The organism is Burkholderia sp. IMCC1007, from assembly GCF_027257875.1.
GTDB lineage: Bacteria > Pseudomonadota > Gammaproteobacteria > Burkholderiales > Burkholderiaceae > Burkholderia.
In genome coordinates, this window is record NZ_JAPVQY010000032.1 from 1 (window position 1) to 13,981 (window position 13,981).

Genomic DNA, 13,981 nt, shown 5'->3' on the forward strand with positions numbered 1-13,981 from the left:
CGTGGCGGCGCCGTCGCCGGCCGGCGCGGCTTCGCCGCCTTCCGCGGCGTTCGCGGCAGGGGCGGCGAGCGCGGGCGCGAGCCACTGCGCCGCTTCGAAGCCGGTGTTCGCACCGCAGTACGGCGTCGACAGGCCGTTCGTGAACAGACGCACTTCCTCGCCGACCTGGCGCGCGAAATCGGCCTGCGCGTAAGTATCGGCGACGTCCCACACGCGCAGCGCCGTTTGCGGCACGTCGAACACGTCGGAAATGCCGTCGGCGATCGTGCGCGGCAGCGCGTACGGGTCGCGCTCGGCGATCACGCGGGCGGTCCAGCGGCTGAACTTCGCTGACAGGCTGTCGTTCTCGTGCCCGTAGCGCACCAGTTCCGCGAGCCGGCGCTCGAGGTGCTTGTTCTTGTCGCGCAGCATTTCCATCTGCCGCTCCTGCAGCGAGATCGCGGCCTTGCCGTGCGGGTTCGCGAGACGGACCGTCGCGAGCAGTTCCGCGTGTCGCGCGAAGAATTCGGGATTGGCGAGCAGGTAGTCGGCGACTTCGCGATCGTTCATGTGACTGGAGCGTTCAGTTATCAGGACGTTGAAGGGTCAGACGTTCAGGTCGATCTCGCCTTCGAACACGGTCGCGGCGGGCCCGGCCATCATCAGCGCGGCGGTTTCGTCGCGCGCGCCGTCCCAGCCGATCGTCAGCGTGCCGCCGTGCGTGTGCACGGTCACCGGCGAATCGAGCAGGCCGCGCCGGATGCCGGCCGCCACCGCCGCGCATGCGCCGGTGCCGCACGCGAGCGTTTCGCCCGCGCCGCGCTCGTAGACGCGCAGCTTCACCTCGTGGCGCGACACGATCTGCATGAAGCCGGCGTTCACCCGCTCCGGAAAGCGTGCATGGCGCTCGATCAGCGGGCCTTCTTCGAGCACCGGATACGCTTCGGTGTCGGCGACGACCTGGACCGCGTGCGGGTTGCCCATCGTCACCGTGGAGATCCAGCGCGTGTGGCCGCCGACGTCGAGCGGCCACAGCGTGTCGCGGCCTTCCGTGCGGCCGTCGAGCCCCGACGCGTCGAACGGCACCTGCGCCGGCGCGAACAAGGGCGCGCCCATGTCGACGACGACTTCGCCGTTGTCCTGCATCGTCAGCGTAATCAGGCCCTTCATCACCTGCACGCGCACGGTGCGCTTGTCGGTCAGGCCGCGGTCGCTGACGAACTTCACGAAGCAGCGCGCGCCGTTGCCGCAGTGTTCGACCTCGCCGCCGTCGCAATTGAAGATCCGGTACTTGAAGTCCACGCCGTCGATGGTCGGTTTTTCGACGAGCAGCAACTGGTCTGCGCCGATGCCGAAGTGCCGGCTGGCGAGTGCGCGCACTTGCGCTTCGGTGAGCGGCGGCAACGCGCGCGAATAGCCGTCGAGCACGACGAAGTCGTTGCCCGCGCCGTGCATCTTGGTGAACGAAAGTTTCACAGGGTCCGGAATTCCATGGCGAACAAGGCGGCGGCGCGACGAACGCGATGTGCCGCCATTCCGGGCGGCGTCGTTCGTCGTGCTGATCTCAACCGCAAATGATACATGCAGCCGACGGGGGCGTCCTGCGCGGGCGGGGCGGCGGGTGTCGTTCGAGCGTCGCGACGGCGCGATGTCGGCCGATCGGCCGACTGGTTGCGTGGGCAGCGAGTGGGCAGATTGAAACGGCGCGGCAGGCGCGCGCGAAAGGCGCGCCGAAGGTGGCGAGGGTGCGGGCACGCGCGTGACGGCGCGCCCGCGAACGTCTCGCGGCAGGCTCAGTACAGGCTCGGCTCGCCGGGCGGCCGGGTCTTGAAGCGCTTGTGGACCCAGTAATACTGCTCGGGCATCAGCGGAATCTGCTCCTCGAGGAATGCGTTCATTCGCCGCGCGTCGAGATCGTCGTCGCCGGTCGGGTAGTGATCCCACGGCTTGAATACCTTCAGACGGTAGCCCTTGTAGTTCGGCAGCACCTCGCCGATGAACGGCACGACCTGCGCGCGGCCCGTCTTCGCGAGCCGGCCGACGGCCGTCAGCGTGCAGGCCGGCACGCCGAAGAACGGGACGAACGTCGAATTGCGCAGCCCGTAATCCATGTCGGCGCCGAGCATCACCGGCTTGCGGTCGCGCAGCCAGCGCAGCACGACGCGCGCGCTGTCCGCGCGGCCGACCATCTCGGCGTCGAAGCGCCCGCGCGCCTTTTTCGCCTCGTCCTCGAGTATTGCGTTCGAGAACGGCTGGTACAGCGACCCGCAACGGCGGTGCAGCGACCGGTTCAGCCAGATCGAGCCGGCTTCGATGCCGACGAAATGCAGGCCGAGGAACAGCGTCGGGGGCAGATCGGGATCGGTGAGGTCGACGGCGCTGTCGACCTGGATCAGCTTCGCGAGCTTGCGCTCGGAGCCGAACCACTGAACGCTGCGCTCGACGTAGCTGCGGATCGCGTGACGGAAATGCAGGCCCGCCACTTCCTCGCGCCGCTCGTCGCTCCAGTCCGGGAAGCAGAGTTTCAGATTCGTATGTACGATGCGCTTGCGCCGGCTGGGGATCTGATACAGCAGCCAGCCGAGGCCATCGCCGAACCGTGCGGTCAGACCGTACGGCAGCAGGGCGAGCAGCTTCAGCAAGCCGATGGCGAGGTGCGTGCCGAGGCGGCCTAGCATGCGGAATCTCCGTGGGGCCGGCTGGCCGGCACGTTGCGAACAGGGTGGTAAGACAGCGGAAGATGCAGCACGGGCAACGGTCTGTGACAATTCAGGAAAGCCGCTATAATACGGGCTTCGCCGAGTTAACTGACAACTTGCGGGGCGAAGCCGGCTGGCGCGAAGCGCGCTGCCCGGTCCTGGTAATCCGCTAAAGCGTCGCCGCTTCAGGCCCAACGAAGCTGGCTACGTGAAACCACCCGTAACCACACAGGAGCCTGAAAAAGTGGCAAACGATTATCTCTTCACGTCCGAATCCGTCTCCGAAGGCCATCCGGACAAAGTCGCGGACCAGATCTCGGACGCGATTCTCGACGCCATCCTCGAGCAGGACAAATACTCCCGCGTTGCGGCCGAAACGCTGTGCAACACGGGTCTCGTCGTGCTGGCCGGCGAAATCACCACGACGGCGAACATCGACTACATCCAGATCGCGCGCGACACCATCAAGCGCATCGGCTACGACAACACCGACTACGGCATCGACTACAAGGGTTGCGCCGTGCTCGTCGCGTACGACAAGCAGTCGCCGGACATCGCGCAAGGCGTCGACCGCGCACACGACGACAACCTCGATCAAGGCGCCGGCGACCAGGGCCTGATGTTCGGTTACGCGTGCGACGAAACGCCGGAACTGATGCCGCTGCCGATCTACCTGTCGCACCGCCTCGTCGAGCGCCAGGCCAGCCTGCGCCGCGACGGCCGCCTGCAATGGCTGCGCCCCGACGCGAAGTCGCAGGTGACGGTCCGCTACGTCGACGGCCGCCCGGATTCGATCGACACCGTCGTGCTGTCCACGCAACATGCACCGGACATCGAACTGCCGGCGCTGCGCGAAGCCGTGATCGAGGAAATCATCAAGCCGACGCTGCCGGCCGAGCTGATCAAGGGCGACATCAAGTTCCTCGTGAACCCGACCGGCCGGTTCGTGATCGGCGGCCCGCAGGGCGATTGCGGCCTGACCGGCCGCAAGATCATCGTCGATACCTACGGCGGTGCCGCACCGCACGGCGGCGGCGCATTCTCGGGCAAGGATCCGTCGAAGGTCGACCGTTCGGCTGCGTATGCAGGCCGCTACGTCGCGAAGAACATCGTCGCTGCCGGCCTCGCGTCGCGCGCGCTGATCCAGGTGTCGTACGCGATCGGCGTCGCCGAGCCGACCTCGGTGATGGTCAACACGTTCGGCACGGGCCGCGTGTCGGATGCGGTGATCACGAAGCTCGTGCGCGAGCACTTCGACCTGCGTCCGAAGGGCATCATCAAGATGCTCGACCTGCTGCGCCCGATCTACGAGAAGACGGCCGCTTACGGCCACTTCGGCCGCGAAGAGCCGGAATTCTCGTGGGAAGCGACCGACAAGGCGCTCGCGCTGGCCGAAGCGGCCGGCGTGGAGCCGACGGCCCGCGTCGCGTAAGCGTCGCTCGCCTGAAACGAAAAACCCCGGCATGCCGGGGTTTTTTTACGCATATTGGGCGCCGCAACGAGGCGATCGTCGCGGGCGCTGCCCGCGGCGCGGCTTCAGCGTGCGCTGAAGCCGAACCAGCCGGCGCTCGCCGCGAGGCGGCGCGGGCGGTTGATGCGGCGCTGCGGGCCGAGCGTGCGGCGCAGCGCGAGCGCCCGCAGCGACGACGGCTTCTGCAGCAGCGAGCGCAGGCCGGCGCGGCGGGCGAACGCCTGCGTACTCATCATCGAGAAAAACGCGTGGAACCACGCGCGAATGCCGTCCAGCCGGCTGTGCGCGTGCGTGCGCTCGGTGAGCGCCTGCGTGCGTGCACGGTGATGGCGCAGCGAGCGGGCGGGAGCGGACGGCACGACGCGCTTCGCAGCGCGGTTGAAACGGGAAGTCAGACGGAATGGCATGTGAACGATGCTTCGCTTGTATGGGTGGCGCCCTGAAGAGCGCACTGGTATGAACGGCCTCGGATGGCGCAACGGATCTTACCGAAACTCGTTGCGCGCCGCGCCCGCCAGAATTGACAGGCCGCGACAGGCTACAGCGGTTTCGTGACGGGCAAAAGTCGCGATAAACCCTTGTGCCGCAAGCGCGTGCCGCATACCGCCTGTCGCTGAGGCACGCATCGCGCCGCACAGTTCCCTTGCGCCAGATCAAATCGCCGATTGGCATGCCCCTGCGTACGACAATGGTGCTGTTCGCGGCATCCGGCGCCGATTTACAATCGTCACATTCACACAATAAACGTCTGGCATCCCATGTCGTCACCATTGCAGTCGGAATCGATCCGCGCGCAAGTCGCGGAATTGCGCGAACGCGGCTTCGTCGTTGCGCGCGGCCTCGTCGGTGAAGCGCAGTGCGCGGCGCTCAAGCGCATCGCGGAGCGCCAGTTGCAGGAAGCGGCGGAGCCGATCGAATTCGAGGCGGACCTGCGCTATCCGGGCGCGCCCGATTCGAAGCATGCGCCGGGCGGGCACACGGTGCGGCGCTTGCTCGACGCGTACAACCGCGATCCGGCGTTCGCCGAGCGCGCGATCGCGCCCGAAATCGGCGCATGGATGCGCGAGTACTTCGGCGAGCAGCCGGTTCTGTCGTGCGCGCATCACAACTGCATGATGACGAAGCACCCGGCGTACGGCAGCCTCACCGGCTGGCATCGCGATTTCCGCTACTGGGCGTTCGAACGCGCGGACATGGTGTCGGTGTGGCTCGCGCTCGGGCCGGAAACGAACGAAAACGGCGCGCTGTGGCTGGTGCCGGGCTCGCATACGGCCGAATTCGGGCCGGAAGCATTCGACGATGCGAAGTTCTTTCGCAGCGATCTGCCCGAAAACCGCAAGATGATCGACGCGGCCACCTGCCCGCCGCTCCAGACGGGCGACGTCGTGTTCTTCCACTGCAACACGCTGCATTCGGCGGGGCAGAACCGTTCGAACCAGGTGAAGTTCTCGCTCGTGTACACGTATCACGGCGTGAGCAACCGGCCGCTGCCGGGCACGCGTTCGGCGGCGAAGCCGGAAGTGCAGTTCTAGCAGCGGTATCGGTGTCGGCCGGCGTGGCGGCCCGATGGGGCGCCGCGGCGGCTCGGCGGATGAAGAAACGGGCGGCCCAGGCCGCCCGTTGCATTTTGCGCGGCCGCGATCGCGTGACGCGGGCCGTGACGTGACGCAGACCGCTGCGCGGCCGCGCAGTGCTGCGCTCAGCGCTTGTTGGTCGGCATCGCGAGGCCGATCAGGCCGATCAGCATGGCGACGGCGCCGCCCGCGATCAGCAGGATCGTCTTCGTGGCGGGCGAGCCGGTGAAGAAGCGCGATACGTTGTCGTTGATCGAATGAAACGACAGGCCGCCGAAATACAGCAGCACGACGCCGCCGACGAGCAGCGCAACCGAGATGACCCGGGACATACCAACCTCGCTGTAACGGTGATTCGAGACGCCGCAGTGTAGGCGACGTGCGCGGCGTCGTCCATCGCCGTGCGCGCTCGCGCGACGTTCGCTACCATAGCCGTCGTGCGTTTTCCCCGCCGCCGGCGCGCGATGTTCGCGTGCGGCGCGCGTCCCTCCCCCCGACGTCCTGACGGAACACACTGATGGCCTACGAAGCAGCTTCCGAGCGTTATGCCGACATGCAGTACCGCACCTGCGGCAAATCCGGGCTCAAATTGCCCGCCCTGTCGCTGGGCCTGTGGCACAACTTCGGCGACTCGACGCCGATCGCGACGCAGCGCGACATCCTGCGCACCGCGTTCGACCTCGGCATCAACCACTTCGACCTCGCGAACAACTACGGGCCGCCGTACGGCAGCGCCGAAACCAACTTCGGTCGGCTGCTGAAGGAGGATTTCCGGCCGTACCGCGACGAGCTGCTGATCTCGACGAAGGCCGGCTGGGACATGTGGCCGGGCCCGTACGGCAGCGGCGGCGGGTCGCGCAAGTACGTGCTCGCGAGCCTCGACCAGAGCCTGCAGCGCATGGGCCTCGACTACGTCGACATCTTCTATTCGCATCGCTTCGACGCGCACACGCCGCTGGAGGAAACGGCCGGCGCGCTCGCGTCGGCGGTGCAGCAGGGCAAGGCGCTGTACATCGGCATCTCGTCGTATTCGGCCGCGAAGACGCGCGAGATGGCCGCGCTGCTCGCGCAATACAAGGTGCCGCTGCTGATTCACCAGCCGTCGTACAACATGCTCAACCGCTGGATCGAAGAAGATCTGCTCGATACGCTCGACGACATCGGCACGGGCAGCATCGCGTTCACGCCGCTCGCGCAGGGGCTGCTCACGTCGAAATACCTGAACGGCGTGCCGGCCGATGCGCGCGTGAACAAGCCGGGCGGCGGTTCGCTGAAGGAGGATCATTTGAGCGCGGACAACCTCGAGCATGTGCGCAAGCTCGACGGCATCGCGCAGCGGCGCGGGCAGAGCCTCGCGCAGATGGCGCTCGCGTGGGTGCTGCGCAACGGCCGCGTGACCTCCGCGCTGATCGGCGCGAGCCGGGCGGAGCAGGTGCGTGAAAACGTGGGCGCGTTGAAGAACCTCGAGTTCACGGCCGACGAACTCGCGGAGATCGATCGCTATGCGACCGAAGGCGGCGTGAATCTGTGGGAAAAGCCGTCCACCGACCAGGCGATCTGATCGACAGCGGTGATGGTCGATACGGTATGCGAACTATCCGATACCGTATCGCAGCCGCACATGAGGCCGTCACGCCGCTGCAGTGCAGCGACGTGGCCGGCACGCGCCGACGCCGCGCTAGAGGAGCGCAGGCAGCCCTTCGACGAGGAGTACCGCGACGCCGACGCCAAGGATCACGCCGAGCACGCGCAGCAGGTTGTGGCGGAATTGCGTGGCGCACGGCACCGCGCCGAGGAACAGCGCGCCGGCCAGCGCCATCGGGATCAACAGGATGAAGTCGCCGATCGTGAAGTAGGTCGTCATGCGTGTCTCCGTAGTCGGCTGGAGACGGCGCATGCGCGTTCTCCAGCCCCATGCCGGGTATTTCTCGTATGGTGCCGCCCCGATTGCGAGCGGGCCGGACAATTCGAGTATAGGCAAGCTCGCGTCGTTTTTCGCTATCCGAACCATTAAAAGTCTGCGGAAAACCCGGGGAAATCCGCGTTTTCCCGCGAACAAGACGAACGCCTTGCGCGACGCTTTCCGGTTCCTTTCGCTTTGCGCGGAAACGTCGTACGTGTCCGATACGGGCCGCCGTACCGCGCCGGCGCGGCGACCGTCCCGTTACGCGCGGTCGGGCTGAGTACGAACGGCCGGCGTGCGGAATACGAGCGCGAGCCCCGCGACGATCGCGCCCATGCCGGCGAGCGCGAGCGGTTCAGGGCGATTGCCGAGCCAGACGGCGTCCATCAGCGTGGTGACGATGGGCACGAGATAGAACAGGCTCGTCACGTTGACGAGATCGCCGCGCTGCATCAACCGATAGAACAGCAACTGCGCGATCACGGAGATCACGATGCCGAGCCAGAGCAGCGGCACGACGAACGCCCAGCTCGCATCGAGCGAGATCGGCCGGAACGGCAGGATCGCCACGCATAGCGCGAGGCCGATCGCGTTCTGCAGCGGCAGCACGTCGGCAGGTGCGGTGCGCATGCGCTTTTGCAGCAGCGAGCCGGCGGTCAGCGCGACGAGTGCGGTGAGCGCGCAGCCGACGCCCACGATCGGCAGCCCGGCGCCGCCGACGCCGCGGCACACGACGAGCGCGAGGCCCGCCAGCGACAGGCCGAGCCCCGCGACGCGCATCGGCTGCCAGCGCCGCTCGACGATCGCGAGCGTGAGGATCGGCTGCACGCCGAGGATCGTCGCGAGCACGCCCGGCGCGATTCCGCGCTCGAGCGCGAGCAGGTAGAAGATCGAATAGCCGCCCATCATCAGCAAGCCGGTCAGCGCGGCCATGCGCCGCTCGCCGCGCGGCGGCAGCCAGCGTCCGCGCATGAAGGCCAGCCCGAGCAGCACGAGCGACGCGAGCGCGAAGCGGGCGGTGAGAAAGACGAACGCGGATGCGTGACGCAGCCCGAGTTCAGCGAAGATCGCGCCGCTGCTCCACAGCAGCACGAAGAGCGACGTCGCGCCATGCGCGGCGAGCGCGCGTTTGAACGAAACCATGTGAGTCCACCTGTCGAACGGATCGAAACGTTCCATGTCGCGCGCGGCAACGCACCGTGCGTCAACACGCACGAACGGCCGCAAACGGGCGAATGGAAAACGGGAAGGAAGCCGGCTGGTCAGCCGACGCGTGCCGCCCGCGGGGGAGGCGCGGTGCCGACGAGCGGCGGTGCGACAGGAGGAGGAAGGACCGACGGATGCGCGCACGCCTGCGGCCGCGAGTCGAACTGCGGCCGGGATGTTGCGAGAGCGGACGTGAATGGATGCATCGTGTGTCGAAATGCGCTTGAACGCGAATGAGCTTCAAAGGTATCGCAAGGTAGCCATCCGGCGCAACTACCCGCGATGCGTCCACGTCGTCCGCGCGAACGACGTCACGTAGCGCCGCTACGTTCGCGACCGCGCAGCCATGTTGCAGCGGCCAGCCCGAGCGCGAGCAGCGTGGCGACGAGCGCCGCGACGCCGGGCCAGCCATACGCGCTCCAGAAGCGGCCGCCGAGCGAGCCGACGATGCTCGAACCGAGGTAGTAGGACAGCAGATACAGCGCGGCGGCCTGCCCCTTGCCCTGCGTCGCGAGGCGTCCGACCCAGCCGCTCGCGGTCGAGTGCCCGGCGAAGAAGCCGAACGTCACGCACGCGATGCCGAACGCGATCGCGGCGACGGGCTGCAGCAGCGTCAGCGCGACGCCGGCCAGCATGATCGCGACGCTCGCGATCAGCACGCGACCGCGGCCGATCGAATCGGCCATGCGCCCCGACCACGGCGATGCGACGACGCCGACCAGATAGACGACGAAGATCGCGCCGATCGTCGCCTGGTTCATCGAATACGGCGGCGCGAGGAGCCGATAGCCGACGTAGTTGTACAGCGTGACGAAGCCGCCCATCAGGATGAAGGCCGTGGCAAACAGCACGGGCAACTCGCGGCGGCCGGCGAGATGCCGGACGAGCGCCGCGCGATGCTGCACGAAGCCGAGCCCGCGACGCGGCGTGAAATGGCGCGACGGCGGCAGCAACGCGCGAAATGCGAGCGTCGCGGCGAGGCCGAGCACGCCGATCGCGCCGATCGCGATGCGCCACGTGAACAGGTCGGCGAGCACGCCCGCGATTACGCGTCCGGCCATCCCGCCGATCGCGTTGCCGCCGACGTAGAGCCCCATCGCGAGCCCGAGCCCGTCGGGGTGCACTTCCTCGGCGAGATACGCCATGCCGACGGCGGGCACGCCGCCGAGCGCGAGCCCGGTGAGCGCGCGCAGCACGAGCATCTGGTGCCAGTGCGGCGCGAACGCGGCGACGAGCGTGAGGAGCGAGGACAGCATCAGCGATGCGGTCATCAGCCGGTGGCGGCTCAGCCCTTCGGACACGAAGCCCGCGACGAACACGGCCACGGCGAGCGCGCCTGTCGCGAACGACAGCGCGAGGCTGCTTTGCGCGGGGCTCGCGCCGAACGCGCGCGAGAATTCCGGCAGCAGCGGCTGTACGTAGTAGAGCAGCGAGAAGGTCGCGTAACCGGCGAACAGCAGCGCGACGCTCGCGCGCCAGTAGTTGCGCGAGCCACGTTCGAGATAGGGCGGGGATGCATCGCGGCGCGACGCCGCGGGCGTGGTTCCGTTGGATGCGGTCACGCGAAATCTCCTGACGGCCGGGCAAAAAGCAGACGATACGCCCGTTGCGCGAATCGCGTGCGCGCCGCGCGGCGGCGGGCCCGATTCGGCAGGCAGTCACATTCGACAGGGTATGATGGGGGTAAGCGCCCGTGCAAGCGCACGCGCGACGCAGTGGTTGATTGGAGACATTCGACGAATTCGCGGCACTTCACCCGCTTCTTCTTCTTTTCGCGCTTCGATAAACCGTGAACAATGGGATACGCGCAACACCCCGGCGAGGGCGGCGCGGATCGTGCATTTGCCGGCTCGCCAGCGGGCCGCGTTTCAAGTTTCAAGAGTGGGGAACCATCATGCATGTCGGGTCGATTGTCTGTACTACCCATATCGCAGTGCCGAAGGGCGCGCGCGGCATCGTTCAGCGCGTTCTGGGCGACATGGCCATGGTGACCTGGTACGCGGGCGTGCCGGGCGAGTCGAAAGAACTCAACACCGAGCCCTTCTTTCTCGAGGACCTGATCGACACCGGCGAATCCGTGCTGCCGGCCGGCGCCGCGGTCCACTGAGCGCGCATGCTGCACCGGAAGCTCGTCTTTCGGCGCGGCTGACGGCACAATGCGGGGCATGAAAGACGTCACTTCCGCCCCCGCCGCTCCCGCCGGCCCGCCGTTCGTCGGCCTCACGCCCGAGTGCGTGCTCGATGCGCTCGACAGCGTGCTGATCCCGGCCGGGCTGCGTACCGACGGGCGCCTGCTTGCCCTCAACAGCTACGAAAACCGCGTCTACCAGGTCGGCATCGAAGACGGCCCGCCGGTCGTCGCGAAGTTCTACCGGCCGGCGCGCTGGTCGGACGAAGCGATCCTGGAAGAGCACGCGTTCGTCGCCGAGCTCGCCGCGCGCGAGATTCCGGCGGTGCCGGCGCGCACGTTCGACGGCCGCACGCTGCACGCGTTCGACGGTTTCCGCTTCTCGATCTTCGAGCGGCGCGGCGGCCGCGCGCCCGATCTCGACCGCAGCGATACGCTCGAATGGCTCGGCCGCTTCATCGGCCGTATCCATGCGGTCGGCGCGACGCAGCCGTATGTCGCGCGCCCCGTGCTCGACATCCGCACGTTCGGCTACGAGCCGCGCGACTACCTGCTCGCGCACGATTTCATTCCGGACGACGTACGGCCCGCGTACGAGACGGCCGTCACGCTCGCGCTCGAAGGCGTCGAAGCGGCGTTCGAGCGTGCCGGTGACATCCGCCTGCTGCGCACGCACGGCGACTGTCATCCGAGCAACGTGTTGTGGACCGACGCGGGCCCGCATTTCGTCGACTTCGACGACAGCCGGATGGCGCCTGCCGTCCAGGATCTGTGGCTGCTGCTGCCGGGCGATCGCGAAGGCGCGTCGCGCGCGCTCGCCGACCTGCTCGCCGGATATGAGGATTTCTGCGAATTCGAGCCGCGCGAACTGCATCTGGTCGAGGCATTGCGCACGCTGCGGCTGATTCACTATGCGGCGTGGCTCGCGCGCCGCTGGGACGATCCGGCCTTTCCGGCCGCGTTCCCGTGGTTCAACACGCATCGCTACTGGGAAGCGCGCGTGCTCGAACTGCGCGAGCAGATCGGCGCGATGCAGGAAGGGCCGCTCTGGCCCGTGTGACGGCGCGCGCGGGCAGCAGTGGCGCGCGGCATTTTCCGGCGGGCGGCCGCGCGTCGCGCGAGGGCCGCGCCGCTCAGAGCTTCAGCATCATCTTGATCACCGCCGCGAAGCGCTTGCCGTAAGGCGGCGCGATCAGCCCGCGCATGTTCATGCGCGGTTGCGTGAGCACCGGCTTCATCTTCGAGAACGTCACGAAGCCGTCGTAGCCGTGATACGCCCCCATGCCGCTCGCACCGACGCCGCCGAACGGCAGGCTGCCGCACGCGATGTGCATCAGCGTTTCATTGACCGTCACGCCGCCCGAGATCGTCTCGCGCATCACGCGGTCGATCGTGCCGGCATCTTCGTCGAACAGATACAGCGCAAGCGGCCGCGGGCGCGCATTCACGTATGCGATCGCCTCGTCGAGGCGCTCGTACGGCACGAGCGGCAACAGCGGCCCGAAGATCTCCTCCTGCATCAGCTGCGACGCGGCCGGCACGTGCGTGACCGCGCACGGCACGAAGCGGCGCGACACGGGATCGGACTGCGCGTCGGTCAGCGGATGCAGTTGCGCGCCGGCCGCCTGCGCGTCGGTCGCGAGCTGCTGCAACCGCGCGTAATGGCGCGGCGACACGATCGTCGTGTAATCGCCGTTGTTCGACAGGTCCGGATACAGCTTCGCGAAGCGCGCCCGGGCGCGCTCGATGAACGCGCCTTCCATGCCGCGCGGCAGCAGCACGTAGTCGGGCGCGATGCAGGTCTGGCCCGCGTTCAGCGTCTTGCCGCCGATGATCGCGTCGACGGCCGCATCGAAGCGCGCGTTCGGGCCGACGATGGCCGGCGACTTGCCGCCGAGTTCGAGCGTGACGGGCGTCAGGTTGTCGGCCGCGGCGCGCATCACGTGACGGCCGACGTGCGTCGAGCCGGTGAACAGCAGGTGATCGAACGGCAGCGCGCTGAACGCGGCGCCGATCTCCGCATCGCCGTTGACGACCGCGACGTGATCGCGCGTGAAGGTCTTCGCGATCAACTGCTCGAACAGTGCGGACGTGCGCGGCGTCAGCTCGGACATCTTGATGATCGCGCGGTTGCCGGCGGCAAGCGCGCAGATCAGCGGGCCCGCCGCGAGCAGCACCGGGTAGTTCCACGGCACGACGATGCCGACCACGCCGAGCGGCTGCGGCAGCACCTTCGCGCGCGCCGGACGCAGCCACTTGTTCATCGGCTTGCGGATCGGCTTCATCCAGCGCTTGCCGTGCTTGAGCGCATCGTCGATCTCTTCCTTCGCCATCCAGATTTCCGATAGCAGCACCTCCTGCTTCGCGCGATGACCGAAGTCGGCGCTGATCGCGTCGGCGAGCGCATCCGCGTGATCGATCAGCATCGTGCGCAGCGCGCGCAGATGCTGCGCGCGGGTGTCCCATTCCGGATACGGCGCGCGCAGGTAGGCCGCGCGCTGATCGCGCAGCAGCGACGTCAGCGCGTCGGTCGACGGGAGCGCTTGCGGGGCCAGTTCGGGCAGGTCGTTTTTCATGTCATCTCCTCCAGGGGGCGTGGCGCGTCGGCCAGCAGTCAGGCCGCACGTGCGCGCTCGGCGAGCGTGGCGGGGCGGATCGGGGTGGCGCGCGTCGCACGGCGCCGGGCCGGATGCGATACGCGGTCGGAAACCGGTTGCTGCGTGCGGCATGCGTCGCATCCGCGCGACGGTGTCGGCATCGAGAAACGGAGTTGCGGGGCACTCACGTGAGACGCGATGCGGTGCCGCGCGTGCGTTCGATGCCGCGCTGCGCACGCATGCCGAAGCACCGGAGCAGGGCGGCGCGCCGCGCGCGGCCGTGCGCAATCCGGCATACCGTGCCGCGCGTGCGACAAGCCGTCCAAACGGTCGGCGACGCCGCGCGTCGTTCGATTTCGATCGGCCGCGCGCGCGGTGTCGGACTTTGCCGTACGGCCTGCCGTTTGAAATGAAATGCGGGCCG

14 protein-coding genes are annotated in these 13,981 nt (G+C 67.9%); 5 read left to right on the forward strand and 9 right to left on the reverse strand.

The genetic code is table 11. The features are described 5' to 3' along the window. From O1Q03_RS24265 to lpxL, 3 genes are all read right to left on the reverse strand, one after another. On the reverse strand, window positions 1–549 hold a 549-nt coding region (locus O1Q03_RS24265), incomplete at its 3' end, for a DUF484 family protein (protein ID WP_269506554.1). A gap of 36 nt (window positions 550–585) precedes the next feature. Then, entirely contained in the window at window positions 586–1,455 is an 870-nt protein-coding gene (gene dapF, locus O1Q03_RS24270; protein WP_269506555.1) for a diaminopimelate epimerase, read from the reverse strand. Between the two features lie 317 nt (window positions 1,456–1,772). Next, the gene (gene lpxL / locus O1Q03_RS24275) at window positions 1,773–2,657 is read right to left on the reverse strand and encodes a lauroyl acyltransferase LpxL (protein ID WP_269506556.1); all 885 of its coding nucleotides are present in this window, start codon (window positions 2,655–2,657) and stop codon (window positions 1,773–1,775) included. A 265-nt stretch (window positions 2,658–2,922) separates the two neighbouring features. Here lpxL and metK point away from each other — a divergent pair, with 265 nt between their 5' ends. Beyond that, a complete protein-coding gene (gene metK / locus O1Q03_RS24280) occupies window positions 2,923–4,110 on the forward strand; it encodes a methionine adenosyltransferase (protein ID WP_269506557.1) in 1,188 nt (395 codons plus the stop codon). Window positions 4,111–4,214: 104 nt separating this feature from the next. On the opposite strand, the gene O1Q03_RS24285 is transcribed toward metK, so the two are convergent. Then, window positions 4,215–4,556, reverse strand: coding sequence for a hypothetical protein (locus tag O1Q03_RS24285; RefSeq protein WP_269506558.1), 342 nt, complete (start codon window positions 4,554–4,556; stop codon window positions 4,215–4,217). A 351-nt stretch (window positions 4,557–4,907) separates the two neighbouring features. On the opposite strand from O1Q03_RS24285, the gene O1Q03_RS24290 reads away from it, so the two are divergent. After that, the gene (locus tag O1Q03_RS24290; protein WP_269506559.1) at window positions 4,908–5,681 is read left to right on the forward strand and encodes a phytanoyl-CoA dioxygenase family protein; all 774 of its coding nucleotides are present in this window, start codon (window positions 4,908–4,910) and stop codon (window positions 5,679–5,681) included. A 167-nt stretch (window positions 5,682–5,848) separates the two neighbouring features. Here O1Q03_RS24290 and O1Q03_RS24295 read toward each other — a convergent pair whose 3' ends face one another. Next, window positions 5,849–6,055 carry a DUF3185 family protein gene (locus tag O1Q03_RS24295; protein ID WP_269506560.1) on the reverse strand — a complete coding sequence of 69 codons (207 nt, stop codon included), beginning with the start codon at window positions 6,053–6,055 and terminating at the stop codon, window positions 5,849–5,851. A 185-nt stretch (window positions 6,056–6,240) separates the two neighbouring features. Here O1Q03_RS24295 and mgrA point away from each other — a divergent pair, with 185 nt between their 5' ends. Beyond that, complete coding sequence (gene mgrA, locus O1Q03_RS24300) at window positions 6,241–7,284, forward strand: L-glyceraldehyde 3-phosphate reductase (protein WP_269506561.1); 1,044 nt, start codon at window positions 6,241–6,243, stop codon at window positions 7,282–7,284. A 117-nt stretch (window positions 7,285–7,401) separates the two neighbouring features. Here the strand turns inward: mgrA and O1Q03_RS24305 are convergent, their stop codons facing one another. The 3 genes from O1Q03_RS24305 to O1Q03_RS24315 all read right to left on the reverse strand — a co-directional run bounded on the left by O1Q03_RS24305 (window position 7,402) and on the right by O1Q03_RS24315 (window position 10,394). After that, complete coding sequence (locus tag O1Q03_RS24305; RefSeq protein WP_011886314.1) at window positions 7,402–7,587, reverse strand: hypothetical protein; 186 nt, start codon at window positions 7,585–7,587, stop codon at window positions 7,402–7,404. Window positions 7,588–7,887: 300 nt separating this feature from the next. Continuing rightward, entirely contained in the window at window positions 7,888–8,769 is an 882-nt protein-coding gene (locus O1Q03_RS24310; protein WP_269506562.1) for a DMT family transporter, read from the reverse strand. A gap of 374 nt (window positions 8,770–9,143) precedes the next feature. Beyond that, window positions 9,144–10,394 carry an MFS transporter gene (locus O1Q03_RS24315; protein ID WP_269506563.1) on the reverse strand — a complete coding sequence of 417 codons (1,251 nt, stop codon included), beginning with the start codon at window positions 10,392–10,394 and terminating at the stop codon, window positions 9,144–9,146. Between the two features lie 332 nt (window positions 10,395–10,726). Here O1Q03_RS24315 and O1Q03_RS24320 point away from each other — a divergent pair, with 332 nt between their 5' ends. Both O1Q03_RS24320 and O1Q03_RS24325 read left to right on the forward strand, forming a co-directional pair. Then, entirely contained in the window at window positions 10,727–10,939 is a 213-nt protein-coding gene (locus O1Q03_RS24320) for a hypothetical protein (RefSeq protein WP_014895745.1), read from the forward strand. A gap of 58 nt (window positions 10,940–10,997) precedes the next feature. Continuing rightward, complete coding sequence (locus O1Q03_RS24325) at window positions 10,998–12,020, forward strand: serine/threonine protein kinase (RefSeq protein WP_442865832.1); 1,023 nt, start codon at window positions 10,998–11,000, stop codon at window positions 12,018–12,020. Between the two features lie 73 nt (window positions 12,021–12,093). Here O1Q03_RS24325 and O1Q03_RS24330 read toward each other — a convergent pair whose 3' ends face one another. Further along, complete coding sequence (locus O1Q03_RS24330; protein WP_269506565.1) at window positions 12,094–13,536, reverse strand: coniferyl aldehyde dehydrogenase; 1,443 nt, start codon at window positions 13,534–13,536, stop codon at window positions 12,094–12,096. Window positions 13,537–13,981 lie beyond the last annotated feature (445 nt).

Coding starts and splice junctions, on each gene's coding strand:
- lpxL (WP_269506556.1), bottom strand. CDS start 2,657: ATGCTAGGCCGCCTCGGCACGCACCTCGCCATCGGCTTGCTGAAGCTG.
- O1Q03_RS24285 (WP_269506558.1), bottom strand. CDS start 4,556: ATGCCATTCCGTCTGACTTCCCGTTTCAACCGCGCTGCGAAGCGCGTC.
- O1Q03_RS24290 (WP_269506559.1), top strand. CDS start 4,908: ATGTCGTCACCATTGCAGTCGGAATCGATCCGCGCGCAAGTCGCGGAA.
- O1Q03_RS24295 (WP_269506560.1), bottom strand. CDS start 6,055: ATGTCCCGGGTCATCTCGGTTGCGCTGCTCGTCGGCGGCGTCGTGCTG.
- mgrA (WP_269506561.1), top strand. CDS start 6,241: ATGGCCTACGAAGCAGCTTCCGAGCGTTATGCCGACATGCAGTACCGC.
- O1Q03_RS24305 (WP_011886314.1), bottom strand. CDS start 7,587: ATGACGACCTACTTCACGATCGGCGACTTCATCCTGTTGATCCCGATG.
- O1Q03_RS24310 (WP_269506562.1), bottom strand. CDS start 8,769: ATGGTTTCGTTCAAACGCGCGCTCGCCGCGCATGGCGCGACGTCGCTC.
- O1Q03_RS24320 (WP_014895745.1), top strand. CDS start 10,727: ATGCATGTCGGGTCGATTGTCTGTACTACCCATATCGCAGTGCCGAAG.
- O1Q03_RS24325 (WP_442865832.1), top strand. CDS start 10,998: ATGAAAGACGTCACTTCCGCCCCCGCCGCTCCCGCCGGCCCGCCGTTC.
- O1Q03_RS24330 (WP_269506565.1), bottom strand. CDS start 13,536: ATGAAAAACGACCTGCCCGAACTGGCCCCGCAAGCGCTCCCGTCGACC.